Consider the following 19,319-nt stretch of genomic DNA (forward strand, 5'->3'; position numbering starts at 1 on the left):
AATAAACGAAAGCCTTTCGTTTATTAGGGCTCCCAAGAAAGGACGGACCAGTGCCGGATACCCAAACCAGACCACCGACGTCGTCCGCTGACGGCGCCCTCAAGCGCAACGCCCTGGGAACGGGCGGAATTGCCTTCCTCGTCATCTCCGCAGCAGCCCCGCTCACCGTCATGGCGGGAGTGGCGCCTGTAGCCATCGGCGTGGGCGGAATCGGCGCCCCGGCCGGCTACCTCCTGGCCGGCATCGTGCTCACCCTCTTCGCCATCGGCTTCATGGCCATGACCCGCCACGTCAAGGCATCCGGCGGCTTCTACACGTACATTTCGCTGGCCATGGGCAAGACCGTGGGGCTGGCCTCCGCAATCCTGGCGATCGTCTCCTATAACTGCCTCCAGATCGGCGTTTACGGTCTCTTCGCTGTCCAGACCCACGACATGTTCAAGGTGCTCTTCGGGCTCGAGGTGCCCTGGCCGGCCATCGCGCTCGCAGCCGTTGCAGCCGTCTGGTTCCTCGGCTACCGGGGGATCGACGTCGGCGCGAAGGTGCTCGGCGTGCTCCTGGTCGCCGAGACGGGCATCCTGGCCGTGATGGGAGCGGGCATCCTCAGCAGCGGGGGAGCCCACGGGATCAGTGTGGGGTCCTTCAGCCCGGACCAGGCGTTCGGCCCAGGGGTCCTGGCGATCCTCGGCATCTGCTTCGCCGCCTTCATGGGCTTCGAGTCCACCGTGCTGTACCGCTCCGAGGCCCGCAACCCGGACAAGTCCGTGCCGCGGGCCATGTACATCGCCGTCGGCTTCATGTCTGTTTTCTACGCCTTCATTGTCTGGACCGTGGTTCAGGCCTACGGAGAAGACCGCGCCGTGGAAGCCGCAGGTGAACTGGCCGGCGGGATGTTCTTCCAGACCATCAACCACTACGTGGGCCCGTGGGCCGAGGTGGTGATGTATGTCCTGATCGTCACCAGTGTCTACGCGTCGCAGCTCGCCTTCCACAACGCGATCAACCGCTACGTCTACATGCTGGCGCGCGACGGCGTCCTGCCCGCCTTCCTGGGCCGGACCCACGCCAGGTTCCAGTCCCCGCACCGCGCCGGCCAGCTGCAGACAATCCTCGCCGCCGTGGTCATCACCATCTGCGCCATGCTCAACGCCGACCCCTACCAGCAGCTGCTGATCTGGGTGAACACGCCAGGGATCTTCGGCATTGTGGGGCTCCAGGGCCTGGTGTCAGTCGCGGCGTTCCTCTACCTGCGCCGGAATCCTGCCGCGGCGACGCACAAACTCATGGTGCCGCTCAGCCTGGCGTCGGCCATCCTGCTCTTCGGCGTGGTGCTGCTGATCGGCCTGAACATCGAGTTGCTCACCTTCGCCGACGCCCTGACCAACACCATCCTCATCCTGGTGACGCCCCTCGTCTTCACCGCCGGACTCCTGGCAGCCCGCTGGGTGCGCCGCCACCGTCCCGCGACCTTCGCGCAGATTGGAAGCTTTGAAACCCATGAATCCTGATGTGATCATCCTCGCCGACACCATCCACACGATGGACGGCCTGCCCGCCCAAGGTCCCGCGCCGCAGGCCGTGGCGGTCCAGAACGGCGTGATTGCCGCAGTCGGGAGCCGTTCTGATGCCGAAAGCTGGCCGGCCGCGGAGGTCATCGACTTCGGTGCCGCCGTGCTGACCCCCGGCCTGGTGGACTGCCACATGCACCCTGTCTTCGGCCTGGAGCTGACGCGCGGCCGCGACCTGTCCGGCGCAAAGGACCTTGCCGAGGTGCGCGCACTGTTGCGCGCCGAAGCGGAGGCAACCCCGCACGGGGACTGGGTGCGGGGCTGGGCATTGGACCCCAATGTGTTCGGATCCGCCGCCGCCGCCCACCGCGAGCTGATTGACGACGTCGTCTCCGGGCGGCCGTGCCTCATCCGCCTCTTCGACGGGCATTCCGCACTGGCCAGTTCCCGGGCGCTCGAAATGGCTGGCGTCACCGGACCGCGGGCCTTCGACCAGGCGTCGGAAGTGGTCTGCGATCCCAGCGGCAGGCCCACGGGGCTCCTGCTGGAGGCCGCCGCCGTCGACCTGGTGGCGCGGCTGATGCCGGCGGAGTCCTTCGACGGGCGGAAGGCGAGGCTGGCGGAATTCTTTACGCAGTTCGCGCGCTCCGGGCTGACGGGAGCGCACGTGATGGACTGCGGGGAGGGCTCGCTGGAGCTCTTCCGGGCGCTCGAAGGCGGGACCCCCGAGGACGGCACGGACGGCGGACTCCCGCTGCGCCTGCGAATCTCACCGTGGTGCATGCCCGGCAGCGGCGAAGAAGACTGGCGCCGGCTCGCGGCGCAGATCGGGGTGGGCGGAAAACGCTGGGAGGTGGCCGGCATCAAATTGTTTGTTGACGGAACGGTGGATAACGGCACCGCGTGGCTCTTTGAGCCCGATACCTATGGGGAGTCGGTGACCCCGTTCTGGCCCCGCCCCGAGGAGTACGCGGCAGCGGTGCGCTTCTTCGCCGGCCGCGGGATTCCCACGGCCACGCACGCGATCGGCGACGCCGGAGTGGCTGCGGTCCTGGACGCCTTCGAGTCCCTGCCTCCCGCGGTGCCGTCGGTTGCACCGGAGGCCGTGCACCGGGTCGAACACCTCGAAACCGTCCCGGACGCCCTCATTGAGAGGTTCTCCCGCGCGGGCCTGGTTGCGAGCATGCAGCCGACGCACTGCACCCACTATTCCCGCGCCGACCAGTCGGATAACTGGTCCACGCGACTCGGAACGGAACGCGCGAACAACGCCTGGCGGTGCGCGGACCTCCGCGCGGCGGGAACCACCCTGGGGCTCGGCTCCGACTGGCCGATCGCACCGTTCGAGCCGCTGCCCATCCTGGCGGACGCGCAATTACGACGGCGGTCCGGCCACCCGGGCGAACAACCGGTGGTTCCGGGCCAGGCCCTCACTGCCCTGCAGGCGCTCGAAGGCTACACCTCGCACGCTGCCAAGGCGGCGGGGGAGTGGGCGGTCTCCGGGTCTGTCACCGTGGGCAAGCGCGCGGACTTCACCGTGTTCGACGCCGATCCGCTGGCGGTTGCCCCGGATGACCTGGCTGCCGCCCGGATTCTGGCTACGTTCGTGGACGGGCGGGCGCAGCACCTGACGGTCCGGTCAGTCCGGTAGTGCGGCAGATTTTGAGGCCAGGAAGCCCGCCCTTGGAGCTGTCATCCGGCGCTGGATCCACGACCGCGCCTAAGCCGCGGGGTCAGCCCGGGGCGCATGCCAGGGTCACGCCTGGGCCAGGTGCCGCACTCCGGCGCTGGCCTCGGCCTTGAACCCGAGGTTTCGGGAGACCGCCCGGGCCGTGGCCTGGACTGCCGGCGCCAGCACGTTCGGGGGAGTGGCGCCGTCGGGAACAACGATGGAAAGTGCAGCGGCAACGGCGCCCTGGGCGTCGAAAATGGGCGAGGCCACGGACACCGTCCGGGACGGCGCCGACCTCCTGATCATGGCCACGCCCGTGCGGCGCACGTCCGAAAGCGTGCGCCTGAGCTGCCCCTCCGGCATGGCGTCCACGCCGGCCTCAACGTCAGCGGGCTGCCGGATCACAGCTTCCTGGAAGGCCGTGTCCGCGCCGGCGAGAAGAACCAAGCCGACGGCGGTGGATCGGAGCGGGGCCCGGCCGCCCACGCGGTAGGCCACTTCCGTGGCCTCCTTCGAGGACAGCCGCTCGATGAGCACCGCCTCGTTCCCGTCGCGCACTGCGAGCAGAACGTGGTGGCGCGTCACTTCGAAGAGGTCCTCAAGATAGGGCAACGCAATCTCCCGCACGCCGTGGCCGCGGGGCGACAGTGACGCGACTTCCCAGAGCCGCACGCCCACCACGTACCGCCCGTCGTCGAGCCTTTCCAGCGCACCCCATGCCACCAGCCGGGCGATGAGCCGCAGCGCCGTCGGCGCCGGCATGTCCGCGTACCTGGCCATTTCGGAAAGCGTCAATGCACGACGCCGGTCGGTGAAGACGGCGAGGAGGCTGAGGGCCCGGTCAATCACCGGTTCGCCCTGCTTCGGCCGCTTGCCGCGGGCGGGAGCCGGGACCTCAGCAGAGGGGAGGTCCGGCCCGGCGAGGTCCGGCTTCCTATCCGGGACTGCTGTCATCTCACACCGTTCCTTCTTCGTCGCCAGTGACCCCCACCACAATAGTGTTTCATCCAATGGAACTCCTAGCCGGTGCTCCATGGTCTCCGCACTCATCGGGTGGGGCGTCACCTGCGCCGTTTCAGGCGGACGCGGTTCAGACCGACTGCGCGACGCTGGTTCGGGCCAGGCTGCCCAGGAACCGGGCGCTCTCCTTTGGCGTCCGTTCCTGTGTGGCCCGGTCCACCGCGATGAGGCCAAATTTCGGGCCGTAGCCAAAGATCCACTCGAAGTTGTCGAAGGCCGTCCAGGCGATGTAGCCGCGGACGTCGATGCCGTCGGCCAGGCAGGACTCCACGCCGGCTACAGCAGTGCGGAGGTACGCGAGCCGCTGGGAGTCGTCGTCGGTGGAGAGGCCGTTCTCCGTGACGATGACCGGGATGCCCGCGACGCGGGCCGCCTCGCGGATGGTCGATTCCAGGGCCTCGGGGTAGATTTCCTCGCCCATCTGGTTGGTCTCGGCACCCTCGGGGGCGGGCATGACGCCGTCCGGCCCGAACACCGTCCGGCCGTACGTCTGGATTCCCACGAAGTCGTCTCCGCGGGACGCCTGGAGGAACCGTTCGTTGACGTCGCGGCGGATCCTCTCCGCCCGGTCCTGGCCTCCTTCGGCTGCCTGGATGTCTGTGTTGGCCAGGGTCCACCCGACCGGGAGTTCCGGCCGGATCGCCTTGATGGCGGCCGTGCCCGCACGGTGGGCCGCGAGCTTGATGTCGAAGCCGGCCTCGGACACCGTGAACTGGAAGGGCGCCACGCGGCTTGCGTCGATGCCGAGCCGGTCCGCGGCTGCCGCCCACAGCGGGACGTCCGCCCGGCGCTCCGGGGCCTCGCCGCCCAGGCCGAGTTCCTTGAGCAGCCACGGCAGGTTGGGTTCGTTGAGGGTGCAGGCGACGCCGATGAGATCGCCCAGGTGCCGCATGGCGCGGTCGCAGTAGCGGGCGAAGAGTTCGGGGGTGCGGGCGTCCTCCCAGCCGCCGGCTGCCAGCAGCCACAGGGGCGAGGTGAAGTGGTGGAACGTGACCACCGGGGTGAGTCCGTGCTCATGGCAGGCCTCAAGCATGCGGCGGTAATGGTTGAGTTCCGCCACCGAGAAGTGGCCTTCCTCGGGCTCGATGCGTGCCCACTCCAGCGAGAAACGGTAGCTGGTGAACCCCAGGCCGGCGATCAGGGCGATGTCCTCGCGGTACCGGTGGTAGTGGTCGACGGCGTCCCCGGACGGTTCGGCGAAGATCGTTCCGGGGAGCCTCTCCAGGAACCAGCAGTCACTGTTGACGTTGTTTCCTTCGACCTGGTGGGCTGCGGTGGCGACGCCCCAGAGGAAATCCTGCGGGAAGGCAAAAGAGTCGGTCATCTGGTTCCTTTCGATGCGAGCCCCAAGCGACTGTGCAGGGGGCTGACTGTCCATCCTCGGCGCTCAATGCCGGGCCAGGGGCAGTTGATTTCATTGGTTGAAAGACTCCTCGCCGGGGCTGCCGGCCTTCCGGGCGCCGGTCGTGACGCCCGCCACAGAAGTATTTCAACCAATGAAATCCTCGTGTCTCCATCAAACAGCGCGCGCTGATGCTTGAGGGGAGCCGGCCACACGCCTGGCCCCCATAACTGCTTCCTCCGTTGTCACATCAGAATGCAAAGGCGCACTACATGAAACTTCTGAACTCCACCGTACGAGCGAGCTCCGCCGTCCTGGCCGGAGCGCTCCTCCTGGGATCGTTGACCGCCTGCGGCGGCTCGAGCCAGGCAACTGCCAAGGCGGACACCAGCACCCTGACGCTCGCCATCGATAGCGACTCTGCATCGTTCGGATTTGATCCGCTCCGTGTTTCAGCGGCCCAGCGGCAGTTCTTCGAGGGCCTCTACGACAGCCTGATGACCCTCCAGCCGGACGGCTCCGCAGGACCGGGACTTGCCAAGGAGTTCAGCTACAACGCAGACAACACCGTCCTGACACTGACGCTCAAGGACGGCGTGACGTTCACCGACGGGTCAAAGCTCGACGCCGACCTGGTCAAGGCAAACCTGGACCGCCGGTCCGACCCCGCGCTGAGCGCATACTCCGCAGTCGCCAAGGGCGGCGCCCAGGAGATCACTTCCGTTGACGTCGTTAGCCCCACGCAGGTCTCCCTCACGTTCGCGAAGGCGCAGCCAGGGTTCGAGAAGAACCTGGCCTCCACCACCGGCATGATCGTTGGCAAGACCGGCGTCACCGACACCGCGAGCCTGGCCGCAACCCCGGACGGCTCCGGTCCCTACACCTTGGATCCCTCCACGGTGAAGGGCAACAAGTACGTGCTGGTAAAGAACGACAAGAGCGCGGACGCGTCGAAATATGCCTTCACCAAGGTCATCTTCAGCGTCATCCAGGATCCCCAGGCGCGTGCCAACGCCCTCGTCTCCGGCCAGGCCGACGTCGCCATGCTGACCTCATCTACCGTTGACTTCGCGAAATCCAAGGGTGTTGGGGTGTCCCAGATCGGCGGCACGGTCAACACCATGATTTCCTTCGACAAGACCGGCAAGACAGCCCCGGCCTTCGCCAGCGAAAAGGTGCGCCAGGCCATCCAGCACGCCATCAACCGCAAGGCCCTGGTGGATGCCCTGCACAAGGGTGATATCCCCGCGTGGAATGCCCTGCCCAAGGATTCCGCAGGTTTCAGCCAGGACCTGGAGACCGCGTTCGCCTACGATCCGGCGAAGGCCAAGAGCCTGCTGGCCGAAGCCGGCTTTGCGAACGGGTTCGAATTCACCATCATCGCCAGCGCCCAGACCCAGACGGACCTGCAGGCAGTCCAGAAGGACCTTGCCGCCGTCGGAATCACCATGAACGTCAAGATGGCCGCCTCCACGGATGAAGCGTTTGCCGCGGTGGCAACCACTCCGCTGGGCTACGCACCGCTGAACTGGGACAACCCGGTGGGCGTGATGTACGGAGCGATCCTCAACGGATTCACGAACGTGCAGAAGGCCACCGACGACCAGTTGAGCGCCGCCACCGGCGAGGCTGCGGCCGCGAAGGATGATGCCGCGAGCAAGGCTGCGCTGACCAAACTGAACACCCGGTTGGTGGAATCCGGCTGGATGATCCCGCTCTATGAAGCACTGACTAACCAGGGCTACAACACCAAGAAAATCAAGCAGGTGGAGTTCGCCGGTACCAACGCGTACCCGCTGCTCTCGTCCTACGCACCGGCCAGCTAACACCCGAACCTGCCGATTACCGGCTCTGCCGGGGTGCCCGCGCGCAACGGAGGGCACCCCGGCAGATCCTGACCGATGGAGGTCACCATGGCACTATTCATTACCAAGCGCCTGCTGATGGCGCTCGCCACCGTGCTGGTGGTCGCGGTGCTGGCATTCCTGCTGGTGCACGCAATGCCCGGCAGTCCCGGAGCGGTTTCGCTCGGGGCCGGAGCTTCCCAGGATGCGATTGATGAGGTGAACCGGCGTCTTGGGTGGAACGATCCGCTTCTGGTCCAGTTCTTCCGCTGGCTGGGTGACGCGGTCCAGGGCAATCTCGGTGTCTCCCTCATCGATGGCCGCTCCGTGTCCGCTGACCTGGCCAACAGGCTCCCGGTGACCGCGTCGCTCGCGGCAGGCGCGACTGTCCTGAGCGCTGTGCTGGGCATCCTCCTCGGCGTGACCGCCGCTGTGCGCGGCGGCTTCCTGGATCAGGCCATTGGAGGCTTTGTCGGGCTCCTTGTGGCTCTGCCCGCGTTCTGGATCGGCATCATCTTTGTGTACCTCTTCGCCGTCCAGTCCTCGGTCTTTCCCGCCACCGGCTACGTTCCCTTCGAAGCCTCGCCCCAGGATTGGGCCATGTCCCTGGCGCTGCCGGTGATCACCCTGGCCGTAGGCGGTGCGGCGTTCATCGCCCGCCAGACCCGGGCTTCCATGCTTGAGGCGTTGCAGCAGGAACACATCCGTACGCTCCGCGCGACTGCCACGCCCACGTGGAAGATCCTCTACATCCACGCCCTCCGCTACGCCAGCCTCCCCATCGTGGCCGGCATCGCCCTGCAGTTCATCGGACTGTTCGGGGGCTCCGTCATCGCGGAGCAACTGTTCGCCATGCCGGGCCTGGGCCAGGCAGTCCAGAACTCCGTCAGCACCCACGATGCCCCGTCCGTGCAGGGCGTGGTGGTCATCGCCACCGTTGTAGTGGTGGCCGTGAACCTGGTGCTGGAACTCGCCACCAAGTTCCTCGATCCGAAGTTGCGTGCCTCATGATCCCCTCCGTCGCCCCCGCCCCGCTCCAGCGCAAGAACGCCCTGGCCAGGTTTTCCGCCCACCGCCTCTTCGCTTCTCCGGGCGGCGTGGCTGGCGTTATCTGGCTGGCGGCCCTGGTGGCCGCATCGCTGACTGCCCAGTGGTGGCTGCCGTACCGAACCGAAGACCAAGACTTCACCGCAGTCCTGTCCGGCCCCACCGCGGCCCACTGGCTCGGTACCGACGAACTCGGCCGGGACCTCCTCAGCCGCATTTTCGCTGCCGCCGCAGGCACCCTCGGAACCTCACTGATCACGGTGATTGTCGGCGTCGGGCTTGGAACGGTCCTAGCCATGCTGGCGGCCGCCGCCGGCGAACGCGTCGAAGCGGTCATCAGCCGCGTTACCGAAATCATGATGTCCCTGCCCGGCACGGTGATCATCCTGGCCGTCATCGGCGCAGTGGGGACCAATATTCCGCTGATCATGGCGATCCTGGGTATCCTCATCTCCGCCGGAATCTACCGCGTGATCCTCGGTCAGGCGAAGTCCCTGCAGTCCCAGCTCTACGTGGACGCCGCCAAGGTTGACGGCGTCAGCACGCTGGGCATCAGCCTCCGGCACGTCCTGCCCGGTCTGACGAACACCATCGTGGTGCAGTCCGCCCTCATTTTCGCCGTCGGCATGCTCATCCAAGCGGGCCTGGCGTTCATCGGTTTCGGCCCGCCCATTCCGCAGCCCAGCTGGGGCGGCATGATCCAGGGCGCCTCGCAGCACGTCTACGATGCCCCGTGGCTGATGGTCCCCACCGGCGCGGTGCTGGCCCTCACCGTCCTGGCCGCCAACGCCATCGGCAACGCCCTGGGCAAGGCGCCCAACACCACCGCCTCCCACCTGCCGTCGGCGGCAGCCCGCCGCCAGCGGGCTCGTGCCGTGGCCGCCGTCGGCGCTGCCGTTGGCGCCGCCACTTCTCCCTCCGCTAATCCGGCTGCCGACTCTGACGCCGCACCCGCGAACGGACAGCTCAGCGTCCGCGGACTGTCAGTAGGGGTCGGCGGCGGTCCACGCCTGGTCACGGACGTCTCGTTCGACGTCGAACAGGGAACCGTCCTGGGGCTCGTCGGCGAATCCGGGTGCGGCAAGACCATGACCGCGCTGTCGCTGCTCGGCCTGCTGCCCTCCGGGGTGTCCGCAACGGGCGGCCAGATCCTCTGGAACGGCAAGAACCTGGCTGCCGCCACCGACCGGGAGATGGAAGCCATCCGCGGCCGTGACATCGCCCTGATCTCGCAGGAACCCATGCGGGCCCTGGACCCCATGTTCACCGTGGGCTACCAGCTCACCTCCGCCATCCGGCGCCTCCGGAAAAAGGGCAAGGCGGACGCCCGGAAGGAAGCCCGCACCCTGCTGGAAAAGGTGGGCATCGTGGACGCCGAACGCATCCTCAAGACCTACCCGCACCAGATCAGCGGCGGCATGGCCCAGCGCGTGGCCATCGCCCTGGCCCTCTCCGGACGGCCCCGGCTGCTGGTGGCCGATGAGCCCACCACCGCGCTGGATGTCACGGTCCAGGCGGAAATCCTGTCCCTGCTCCGCTCGCTGGTGAAGGACACCGGCATGTCGGTGGTGATGGTGACGCATGACCTCGGCGTCGTGGCGGACATCTGCGACAACGTCGCCGTCATGTACGCCGGCCAGGTGGTGGAAAGCGGCCGGACCGCCAACATCCTGGACAACCCCCGGCACCCCTACACGCTGGCCCTCCTTGCCGCGGATCCACACGCCAACTCCGCTGCTGACATGCCTGACCGGCTGGCCACCATCAGCGGCCAGGTCCCCCAGCCCAAGGACTGGCCCACCGGCTGCCGCTTTGCGGCCCGCTGCCAGTTCGCCGGATCGGCGTGCGCCGCCCCGGTGCCGCTGCTGGCCTCCGGCTCCGAGGAGGGGCTGGTCCGCTGCGTCAAGGCCGACGAACTGGCCGTGGAAGGCCTGGAATGGCTTGCCACCGAAGTGCCCACCCACCGAGTACTGAAAATCGTTGAAAGGGACCTGGCATGAGCATCAAGACGGTGGAACGGCAGGACACGGCGGCAGTTGCGCCGGTGCAGCCCATGCTGGAAGTCAAGGAGCTGGTGGTCCGCTACGGCCGCGGGCGGAAAGCTGCGGCCCTGCCGGCAGCAGTGGACGGGGTGAGTTTCAGCATCCTCCCCGGCGAGACCGTGGGCCTGGTAGGGGAGTCCGGTTCCGGAAAGTCCACCATCGGCAAGGCCATTCTCGGCCTTCAGAAGAGTGCCGGCGGCACCATCACCTTCCAGGGCAAGGACGTCACGCGCGCGCGAGCGGCAGAGCGCCGCGCCCTGGGCGGAGAACTGCGGGCGGTCTTCCAGGACCCCAATTCCTCGCTGAACCCGCGCCAGACCATCGGGGCTTCGCTGGCGGAGCCGCTCCGCCTCCGCGGAGTCACCGCGGCTGAAGCCCGGGAAAAGGCCGAGGCCATGCTGGAACGCGTGGGGCTGCCCCGCGAAGCAGTGGACCGCTATCCCAGCCAGTTCTCCGGCGGCCAGCGCCAGCGCATCGCGGTGGCGCGGGCCCTGATCTGCGACCCCCAGCTGGTGGTCTGCGACGAAGCGGTCAGCGCCCTGGACCTTTCCACCCAGGCCCAGGTGCTCAACCTGCTGGCAGACCTCCGGGACGAACGCGGCCTGAGCTATCTGTTCATCGCCCACGACATTTCGGTGGTCCAGTTCCTCGCCCAGCGGGTGGTGGTCCTCTACCGCGGCCAGGTGATGGAGAGCGGCCCTGCGGCTGCCGTGACGGAGGCTCCCACGCACCCGTTTACGCAGGCCCTAGTAGCAGCTTCCCCCGTGCCGAGGCCAGCAGAGCAGGCCCAACGCCGCGCTGTCCGCGAGGCCCTTGGGGTTCGGACTGCCGCCGCGGTGTCGGCGTCGCCGGGCGGATGTCCCTTCAGCCAACGGTGCCCGCTGGCCACGGAGCTGTGCACCTCCGAACGGCCCGCGCTCCGCCGCGTCGGTGCATCCGACGTCGCCTGCCATTACGCCTGAAAGGGGCACCGTTGCCTAAACATCACGCATCCGCTCAGCCCGCCCGCCTTCGGACCGAAAATCTGAGCCAGGCCTTCGGCATCACCAACACCGCCCCGCGGTTCAGCTGGACGCCGCCACACGGCACGGTCCGGCAGACGGCCTACCAGCTCAGCTCGAGCAACGGCTGGGACACCGGGCGTGTGGACTCCAGCCTGCACAGCTTCGTGCCCTACGGCGGGCCTGACCTTGGTTCCCGCGACCGCTTCGACTGGAGGGTCCGGAGCTGGAACGCGGCCGCGGACGGCACCGAGGTGCTGTCCGGCTGGTCCGAACCGGTGGCCGTGGAGCTGGGCCTGTTGAACGCCTCGGACTGGAGCGCCCGGTGGATCGGACCCGATGAATCCGAGATTCCGGCACCGGGCCGCCGCCCCGGGTATGCCCTGCACCGCGACTTCACCCTGGACGCCGCACCCGACTTTGCGCGGGCCTACGCCACCGCGCACGGCATCTATGAGCTCTTCCTCAACGGCCACCGGGTGGGGGACCAGCAGCTGACCCCCGGCTCCACGAGCTACCACACCACCCTGCAGGTCCAGACGTTCGACATTGCGCACCTGCTGCGCCCCGGCAGCAACACCGCGCGGGCGGTCCTGACGGACGGCTGGTTCCGCGGGTCCTTCGGGTTCACGCGCGACGCCGACTTGTACGGAACGCAGACTGCTTTCCTGGCGCAGTTGGAGATTGAGTCCGGGGGAGGACGGACGGTCATCGGCACTGACGGGTCGTGGCTTGTTTCTGCGACGGAGATCCTCTCTGCGGACCTGATGGAAGGCCAGCGCGTGGACCTCCGGACAGCGACTGTTCAGGGTGAGGCCGCCCGGCCTGCCGTCCTGCGGGAAGGCAGCTTCAGCACTCTGACCGGCCCGGTGGCGCCGCCCACCCGCGTCGTGGAGGAGCTCGTTCCGGTCTCCATCACGCGACTGGGCGGCGGCAATCAGATCGTGGACCTGGGGCAGAACATCAACGGCTGGGTACGGCTCAGCCGGCTGGGCGCCCCGGGCACCGCGGTGACATTGGTCCACGGCGAAACCCTCGACGCCGACGGCGAGGTCAGCCAGGACCACCTCCGCCCCATCGACTTCAAAAGACCCGGCCAGTTCCTGGATGCCGGGCAAGTGGATACCGTGGTGGCCTCGGGTACCCCCGGCGAGGTCTTCGAACCGCGCCACACCGCCCACGGCTTCCGGTACGTCTCCGTCCGCGGTCTGGCCGAAGCGCTGCAGCCGGGAGACATCGTGGGATGCATGGTGCATACCGACCTGGAACACCTGGGCACCTTCAGCTGCAGCGACAGCCGGCTCAACAAACTCCACGACATCGTGGACTGGAGCTTCCGCGGCAACGCCTGCGAGGTCCCCACCGACTGCCCGCAGCGCGAAAAGGCCGGCTGGACCGGTGACTGGCAGCTCTTTGCGCCCACCGCCGCCTACCTCTACGACGTGGCAGGCTTTTCGCGGAAATGGCTCAACGATGTTCGCGCCGACCAGTGGGACAACGGCGTGATCGCCAACATCTCGCCGTCGCCCGGACCCGGCGTCACCGGCGCCGAATTCATGGCCTTTACCAACGGGTCCGCGGGGTGGGGAGACGCGATCGTCATGGTGCCCTGGGAGCTTTACCTCGCCACCGGGGACACCGGCATTCTCGAAGAGAACTGGGACGCGATGAACCGGTGGCTGGGCTTCATCCGCGGCACCGCAGAGAAGAATAGGCACCCGGCCAGGGCAGCCAGGCGCCCCACCCCCGCGGAGCATGAGCGCTACCTCTGGGACACCGGCTTCCACTTCGGTGAATGGATGGAACCGGGCGGCCCGGCACCGGACCTTTTCGCCTCCCGGTCCATGGACAACGGCATCGTGGCCACCGCCTACTACCGGCACTCGTCCGACCTCATGGCCAGGATTGCCGCCGTCCTGGGCCGGGACGACGAAGCCCGCGAACTCCGGGACCTCTCCGAGAAGGTCCGCGACGCGTGGCAGCAGGAATACCTGCAGCCTCACGGAAGAGTATCCGATAGAAAAGGCGACGGCGGCACCCAGGCCAACTGCGTGCGGGCGCTCGCCTTCGAGCTCGTGCCGGACGCCGCCCGCCCCGGCGTCGCGGATCAGCTCGCCGGCCTGGTCAGGGCGGCGGGCACCCACCTGGGCACCGGCTTCCTGGCCACGCCGTACCTGCTTCCGGTGCTTGCCGACAACGGCCACCCCGGCCTCGCCTATGAGCTGCTGATGCAGGACTCTGAGCCCTCCTGGCTGGTGATGGTGGACCGCGGCGCCACCACCATGTGGGAGGACTGGAACGGCATCGGGGCCGACGGCAGCGCCACGGGCTCGCTCAACCACTACAGCAAGGGCGCCGTGGTCTCGTTCCTACACCGCTACACCGCCGGGCTGCGCCAAGCGCCGGGGAGTGCGGGCTGGGAACGGATCATCATCGAGCCCCGGCCGGGCGCCAGGCTGACGTCCGCCAGCACCTCGCACCGGGGCCCGCAGGGCGTCATCGAAGTGGAGTGGATCATTGACGACGGCGTGCTGACGCTCACGGCCACCGTCCCCTCCGGGACCACGGCGGAGGTCCGCCTGCCCGGACAACCGGGCGCCGTCGTCGGACCCGGAACCCATACCTTTGCCGCCGCAATGCCCGCCTTCGATTCCGCAAGCGGCATTGACGCCCACCCGGACCTCGCAAGGAGCGCACGATGACCCCCCAAACCGCCACCACTGAAACCCCGCGACGGATGCCTGCGCCGCCTCCCTTCCCGGCCTTCCACGCGCCGGGAACTCCTGAGCCGGCGTCGGAGGTGTCCACCGTGCACCGCGAAGTGAGCTACGCCATTGCCGTCGGCTTCCGTCGCCTGGCGATGGACATCTGGCTGCCGCGCGAAACCGCAGGACCTGTTCCCGTGGTGGTGTGGATCCACGGCGGAGCCTTCCAGCTTGGTGACCGCCGCGAGCTGCCGCCCACCTTTCCCAAGGACTCGGTCTTCCGGTTGCTGAACGAGGCCGGCATCGCCTGCGCCACAGTTGACTACCGGCATGCCCTGGAAGCGCCCTTCCCGGCGCAGCTGCATGACCTCAAGGCCGCCGTCCGGTACCTCCGGGAGCACGCCGACGTCTTGGGCATCGACCCGGGCCGCATCGGCGCCTGGGGCGAGTCCGCGGGCGGGCACCTCGCCGCCCTGCTCGGTGTTACGGGGACCCGGGAGGACCTGGAAGGCGGACTCGGAGCGTCGGGTCACTCCAGCGCGGTCAGCGCCGTCGTGGACTTCTACGGCGTGTCCTCGCTGCCGGACATGCCGCCGATGGATATGCCCGCTGGCCTCATGTCCGGCCCGCTCGTGGCCGCCGTACCGCCGGGGATGACCATGGAGCCGGGGCCGATGCTGGTGGGCGGCACCGCCGATCCGGACCTTCTGGCGGCGGCCAGCCCGCTGGGCCACGTCACCCCCGGCGCGGCACCGTTCCTGCTCATCCACGGCGACAGCGACGGCCTGGTCCGCTTTCCCAAAGCGAGCTGCTGGCCGCGGCGCTGACGGACGCCGGCGTCCGCAACGAACTCGTCACCATCGAGGGCGCCGACCACTGCTTCTTCGGTGCCGAGGGCCAGTTGGACGGAATCCTCAACACCGCAGTTGAATTTTTCGCCAGCGAGCTTTAGGGATCCGCGGGCCTTAAGGACAGGCCCGACGGCGGGCCGGTAGCATGCCGCTATGGCTATCGCACGCTTCCCAAGCTTTGTTATCGACTGCCCCGATCCGAGAGCCCTTGCGGGCTTTTACGGTACCCTGCTCGGCTGGAACGAAAGGGTCGATGACGGCTGGGTCGAGATCCGGCCCGACGACGGCAGCAACTGCATTGCCTTCCAGCAGGTGGACGGCTACCAGGCCCCTGAGTGGCCGGGCCAGACCCACCCGCAGCAGATGCACATGGACCTGGTGGTGGCGGATCTGGACGACGGCGAAAAAGAGGCCGTCAGGTTGGGCGCCACCAAGGCGGAGACGCAGCCCGGCACCACCTTCCGTGTCTTCCTGGACCCGGCCGGCCACCCGTTCTGCCTCTGCCTGAGCTGACACTGGTTTCAGTCAATGAAACTCCGCTAGCGGGCCCATCGGCGATTCCGGGACGCTGGGGGAAGCCCTTGAACTTCCCCTTCGTGACGAATCGAGCCGACGTTGACTCAACCATCCAGCCCCTCAGCCCTCCGCTTTGAACACCATGAGGAGCCCTTTGGTATCGGCGAGGAGCGGCCGCGGCTCTCCTGGCAGGTCACCTCCGAAACACCGGGCTGGGTCCAGTCCGCCTACGAACTCGAGCTCGGCCCTGATGAAGACCACCTGATCAGCTACGGTCGGACCGAATCCGCCGAGCAGCTCCTCCAGCCGTGGCCGGCACCGCCGCTGCGGAGCCGCCAGCGTGTTGCCGCCCGGGTCCGGGTGTGGGGCAACGACGACGGCGGTCCCTCCGAATGGAGCCCCGTCACCGACGTCGAAGCCGGGCTCCTGAATCCGGCAGACTGGCAGGCGGCCATGATCCGGCCGGCCTGGCATGAAGCCAGCGAAGACACCGAGCCCGCCTCCCGGCTGAGCCGCACGTTCGAAGTCACGGGCACCGTGGCCTCCGCACGCCTCTACGCCAGCGCCCACGGTGTTTACGTGGCCTGGATCAACGGCCGGCGCGTCGGCCGCGAGCGGCTGGCGCCGGGCTGGACCAGCTACCACCACCGCCTCCGCTACCAGACCCACGACGTCACTGACTACCTGCAGCCCGGCACCAATGTCGTCGGACTCGAACTTGCCGACGGCTGGTGGCGCGGCAACCTGGGCTTCCAGGACAAGCGCAACACCTACGGTGACCGCACGTCGGCGATCGCCCAACTGGAAATCGCCGACGCCGGCGGCAGGATCACGGTCATCGGAACCGACAGCTCCTGGCTGGCTGGCAAGAGCCCGGTGCTCGGCGCCGATCTCTACAACGGCGAAACGTATGACGCCCGGCTGGAGGACTGCGGCTGGGCAGACTCCCAGGACGCCGGGCTCGGCCCTGTAGCCGTGGAGGACTTCAATGCGTCGGTGCTGGTGGCCCCGGACGGTCCGCCGGTGCGCGCGACGGAAGAGCTTCCCGTGACCGCAGTGCTGGGCACGCCGTCCGGGAAGACCATTTTGGACTTCGGCCAGAACCTCGTGGGACACATCCGCATCAGGGTCAGCGGAGAGGCCGGCACGGAGGTGGTCCTGCGCCACGCCGAGGTCCTGGAACACGGAGAACTCGGCACCAGGCCACTGCGGGTCGCCAAGCAGACCGACCGGTACATCCTGCGTGGCGGCCGCGAGGAAATCTGGGAACCTGAGTTCACCATCCACGGATTTCGATATGTGGAGGTGGCCGGCTGGCCCGGTGACCTGGACCCGGACGCGTTCACCGCCGTCGTCGTTCACTCAGACCTGGCGCGGACCGGTTCCGTCGAATGTTCCGACCCCATGCTGAACCAGCTCCATTCCAACGTGGTGTGGGGCATGCGCGGAAACTTCGTTGATGTGCCAACGGACTGCCCGCAGCGCAACGAGCGGCTCGGCTGGACGGGCGACTTCCAGATTTTCGCAGCAACGGCGTCCTTTCTATACCGGATCCCAGGCTTCACAGCGTCCTGGCTGAAAGACCTGGCCGCCGAGCAAGGTACCGACGGACCTCCGCCGCTGGTTGTCCCCGAAGTAACGTTCGACAAGCCGCCGTTTCCTGTCCGCCCGGTGATGGCCGCGTGGGGTGACGCGGCCGTGCTGGTTCCCTGGGTGCTGTACCAGCGCACCGGCGACCTGGAGTTCCTGCGACGGCAGCTGCCGGGAATGATCGCATGGCTGGAGGCTGCTGCCGGGGCCGCCGGACCGGAGCTGCGGTTCGAACAGGGCTTCCAGTTCGGTGACTGGCTGGATCCGGCGGCGCCCCCGAACGAACCAGGCGCTGCCCGGACGCCGTGGCAGCTGGTGGCCCAGGCCTACCTGGCTTACTCGGCCCGCGTGGCCTGCCAGGCCGCGGTGCTGCTGGGGGAGGACCCGGCCGCTCTGGACGAGCTCTCGCAGCGGGCTGCCGAAGTATTCCGCGAGCGTTATATTTCCCGCGGCGGGCTGCTGATGCCGCCGACCCAGACGGCCTACGCCGTCGCACTGAGCTTCGGACTTCTGGAGGGCGGGGAGCAGGCTGCCGCGGCCGACGGGCTGGCTCAGGCAGTGGAAGCCGACGGCTACCGGATCGCCACGGGTTTCGTGGGGACACCGCTGGTCTGCGACGCACTGACCGACCACGGCTACTCGACGGCGGCATACCGCCTCCTGCTCCAGACGGAATGCCCGTCCTGGCTCTACCCCGTGACGATGGGTGCCACCACGATCTGGGAGCGGTGGGACTCCATGCTTCCGGACGGCAGCATCAACGAGGGTGAAATGACGTCCTTCAACCACTACGCCCTGGGTGCGGTGGCCGATTGGATGCACCGCAGCCTGGCGGGGCTGGCTCCGGCTGAACCGGGCTACCGGAAACTGCTGGTCCGGCCCCGGCCCGGCGGCGGGCTGGCCTGGGCACGGGCCAGGCACGAGACCCCGTACGGTGTGGCCGAGGTCAGCTGGAACCTGGCGGGCGCGGACTTCACCCTGGAGGTGACGGTGCCGGCGGGTTGCACCGCAACGGTGGTGCTGCCGGATGCTGACGAGACCACCCATGAAGTTGGATCCGGAACGCATTCGTTCAGCTGTGTGGCGACGCCGGCTGACGAAGCTCTCAGGGCTCCCGAACTCGCGGCACGGCCATGAGCGTGGATCCGGAACTGGCTGCCCTCATGCACCACGTGGCCGGCGCCGGTTCCTTCGCCGAGCTCCTTGCCGATCCCTCCGGGATGGAACGGCTGGAGGCCTTCAGCGCGGGAGAGGCCCCGTATGCGGCGCCTGCCGTCGCGGTCCGGACCGTGGACGTGCCGGGTCCCAACGGCCCGGTGCCGGTGCGGATTTATGGCGGACCGGCGTCGGACTCTTCAGTAGACTTGCCAGCCGCTGCAGGCGGCGGACTTCCGGCCCTCGTATGGGTTCACGGTGGCGGGTTCGCCGGAGGCGGCCTGGACATGCGCGAAGCGGACCAGCTGGCGCGGGAAGTGGCCGACAGGACGGGCGGGATGGTGCTGTCCGTGGACTACCGGCTGGCCCGCGGCGGGGTGCATTTTCCGGTGCCGCACGAGGATGTCCTTGCAGCCTGGCTGTGGGCCGTGGAGCACGCCGCGGAGCTGGGGGCTGACCCCCGGACCCTCTGCCTTGGCGGAGCCAGCGCCGGCGGCAACCTTGCCGTCGGGGCTGCCCTGTTTCTGAAGGATGCGGGAGGCCGGCTGCCCGCGAAGCTGGTGCTCGCCTACCCCTTCCTGCACGCGGAGCTGCCGGAGCCAGAGGATCCGGGGGCCGCGGCCATGGCCGGTCTTCCGCGGATCCTCCGCTTCACGGCGGACGATTGCCGCGCCATGGTGGAGAACTACATCGGAGGTCCCATCCTGATGGCGTCCTCCTATGCCATGCCCGGCTATGCGGACCCGGCCGGCCTGCCGCCTGCAGCCGTCCTGGTGTGCGAATACGATGACCTGCGCTACTCCGGCGAGTTGTTCGTTGACGGTCTCCGGGCCGCCGGGATCGTCGTGGAGGCGCGCGTGGAACCGGGCGCCACGCACGGCTACCTCAACCACTCGGCGGGGCTGCGCATCGTGCAGCGCGGCCTGCAGTTCCTGGCCGATGAAGTGGCGTCGGCGAAGCCATTTCAATGATTGGAATTTCCCGTTTCCGCCGGGGCTTCCGTCCAGCAGGCTTAGGGAAGAAGAT

The 19,319-nt window shown here is 68.1% G+C and carries 13 protein-coding genes; 11 read left to right on the forward strand and 2 right to left on the reverse strand.

The genetic code is table 11. The features are described from left to right. Positions 1–50: 50 nt before the first annotated feature. A complete protein-coding gene (locus tag ACSQ1X_RS01475) occupies positions 51–1,508 on the forward strand; it encodes an APC family permease (RefSeq protein ID WP_436056382.1) in 1,458 nt (485 codons plus the stop codon). Beyond that, the gene (locus ACSQ1X_RS01480; RefSeq protein WP_436056383.1) at positions 1,498–3,159 is read left to right on the forward strand and encodes an amidohydrolase; all 1,662 of its coding nucleotides are present in this window, start codon (positions 1,498–1,500) and stop codon (positions 3,157–3,159) included. Before ACSQ1X_RS01475 ends, ACSQ1X_RS01480 begins: the two co-directional genes overlap by 11 nt. 105 nt (positions 3,160–3,264) lie before the next feature. Here ACSQ1X_RS01480 and ACSQ1X_RS01485 read toward each other — a convergent pair whose 3' ends face one another. Both ACSQ1X_RS01485 and ACSQ1X_RS01490 read right to left on the reverse strand, forming a co-directional pair. Then, on the reverse strand, positions 3,265–4,134 hold the full coding sequence (locus ACSQ1X_RS01485; RefSeq protein WP_436056384.1) for an IclR family transcriptional regulator: 870 nt from the start codon (positions 4,132–4,134) through the stop codon (positions 3,265–3,267). Between the two features lie 136 nt (positions 4,135–4,270). After that, complete coding sequence (locus ACSQ1X_RS01490) at positions 4,271–5,524, reverse strand: glycoside hydrolase family 1 protein (RefSeq protein ID WP_436056385.1); 1,254 nt, start codon at positions 5,522–5,524, stop codon at positions 4,271–4,273. 290 nt (positions 5,525–5,814) lie between these two features. Here ACSQ1X_RS01490 and ACSQ1X_RS01495 point away from each other — a divergent pair, with 290 nt between their 5' ends. From ACSQ1X_RS01495 to ACSQ1X_RS01535, 9 genes are all read left to right on the forward strand, one after another. After that, complete coding sequence (locus tag ACSQ1X_RS01495) at positions 5,815–7,368, forward strand: ABC transporter substrate-binding protein (protein WP_436056386.1); 1,554 nt, start codon at positions 5,815–5,817, stop codon at positions 7,366–7,368. Positions 7,369–7,443: 75 nt separating this feature from the next. Continuing rightward, positions 7,444–8,397 (forward strand): ABC transporter permease, encoded by a 954-nt coding sequence (locus tag ACSQ1X_RS01500; RefSeq protein WP_436056387.1) that lies wholly within the window; start codon positions 7,444–7,446, stop codon positions 8,395–8,397. Continuing rightward, entirely contained in the window at positions 8,394–10,433 is a 2,040-nt protein-coding gene (locus ACSQ1X_RS01505) for a dipeptide/oligopeptide/nickel ABC transporter permease/ATP-binding protein (protein ID WP_436056388.1), read from the forward strand. Before ACSQ1X_RS01500 ends, ACSQ1X_RS01505 begins: the two co-directional genes overlap by 4 nt. After that, on the forward strand, positions 10,430–11,437 hold the full coding sequence (locus ACSQ1X_RS01510) for an oligopeptide/dipeptide ABC transporter ATP-binding protein (RefSeq protein WP_436056389.1): 1,008 nt from the start codon (positions 10,430–10,432) through the stop codon (positions 11,435–11,437). Before ACSQ1X_RS01505 ends, ACSQ1X_RS01510 begins: the two co-directional genes overlap by 4 nt. An 11-nt stretch (positions 11,438–11,448) precedes the next feature. Next, positions 11,449–14,178, forward strand: coding sequence for a family 78 glycoside hydrolase catalytic domain (locus tag ACSQ1X_RS01515; RefSeq protein WP_436056390.1), 2,730 nt, complete (start codon positions 11,449–11,451; stop codon positions 14,176–14,178). Beyond that, the gene (locus ACSQ1X_RS01520; protein ID WP_436056391.1) at positions 14,175–15,008 is read left to right on the forward strand and encodes an alpha/beta hydrolase fold domain-containing protein; all 834 of its coding nucleotides are present in this window, start codon (positions 14,175–14,177) and stop codon (positions 15,006–15,008) included. The genes ACSQ1X_RS01515 and ACSQ1X_RS01520 overlap by 4 nt, the downstream gene beginning before the upstream one ends. A 177-nt stretch (positions 15,009–15,185) precedes the next feature. Beyond that, positions 15,186–15,545 (forward strand): VOC family protein, encoded by a 360-nt coding sequence (locus ACSQ1X_RS01525; protein ID WP_436056392.1) that lies wholly within the window; start codon positions 15,186–15,188, stop codon positions 15,543–15,545. Between the two features lie 102 nt (positions 15,546–15,647). Then, a complete protein-coding gene (locus tag ACSQ1X_RS01530) occupies positions 15,648–18,275 on the forward strand; it encodes a glycoside hydrolase family 78 protein (protein ID WP_436056393.1) in 2,628 nt (875 codons plus the stop codon). Then, positions 18,272–19,264 (forward strand): alpha/beta hydrolase fold domain-containing protein, encoded by a 993-nt coding sequence (locus tag ACSQ1X_RS01535; protein ID WP_436056394.1) that lies wholly within the window; start codon positions 18,272–18,274, stop codon positions 19,262–19,264. Before ACSQ1X_RS01530 ends, ACSQ1X_RS01535 begins: the two co-directional genes overlap by 4 nt. Positions 19,265–19,319 lie beyond the last annotated feature (55 nt).

The sequence above is a fragment of the Arthrobacter sp. LjRoot78 genome, assembly GCF_964254335.1.
Lineage (GTDB): Bacteria > Actinomycetota > Actinomycetes > Actinomycetales > Micrococcaceae > Arthrobacter.

Bases quoted from the DNA above. Each gene is read 5' to 3' on its own strand.
- ACSQ1X_RS01500 (WP_436056387.1), top strand. From the start codon at position 7,444: ATGGAGGTCACCATGGCACTATTCATTACCAAGCGCCTGCTGATGGCG.
- ACSQ1X_RS01510 (WP_436056389.1), top strand. From the start codon at position 10,430: ATGAGCATCAAGACGGTGGAACGGCAGGACACGGCGGCAGTTGCGCCG.
- ACSQ1X_RS01520 (WP_436056391.1), top strand. From the start codon at position 14,175: ATGACCCCCCAAACCGCCACCACTGAAACCCCGCGACGGATGCCTGCG.
- ACSQ1X_RS01490 (WP_436056385.1), bottom strand. From the start codon at position 5,524: ATGACCGACTCTTTTGCCTTCCCGCAGGATTTCCTCTGGGGCGTCGCC.
- ACSQ1X_RS01505 (WP_436056388.1), top strand. From the start codon at position 8,394: ATGATCCCCTCCGTCGCCCCCGCCCCGCTCCAGCGCAAGAACGCCCTG.
- ACSQ1X_RS01495 (WP_436056386.1), top strand. From the start codon at position 5,815: ATGAAACTTCTGAACTCCACCGTACGAGCGAGCTCCGCCGTCCTGGCC.
- ACSQ1X_RS01485 (WP_436056384.1), bottom strand. From the start codon at position 4,134: ATGACAGCAGTCCCGGATAGGAAGCCGGACCTCGCCGGGCCGGACCTC.
- ACSQ1X_RS01525 (WP_436056392.1), top strand. From the start codon at position 15,186: ATGGCTATCGCACGCTTCCCAAGCTTTGTTATCGACTGCCCCGATCCG.
- ACSQ1X_RS01480 (WP_436056383.1), top strand. From the start codon at position 1,498: ATGAATCCTGATGTGATCATCCTCGCCGACACCATCCACACGATGGAC.
- ACSQ1X_RS01535 (WP_436056394.1), top strand. From the start codon at position 18,272: ATGAGCGTGGATCCGGAACTGGCTGCCCTCATGCACCACGTGGCCGGC.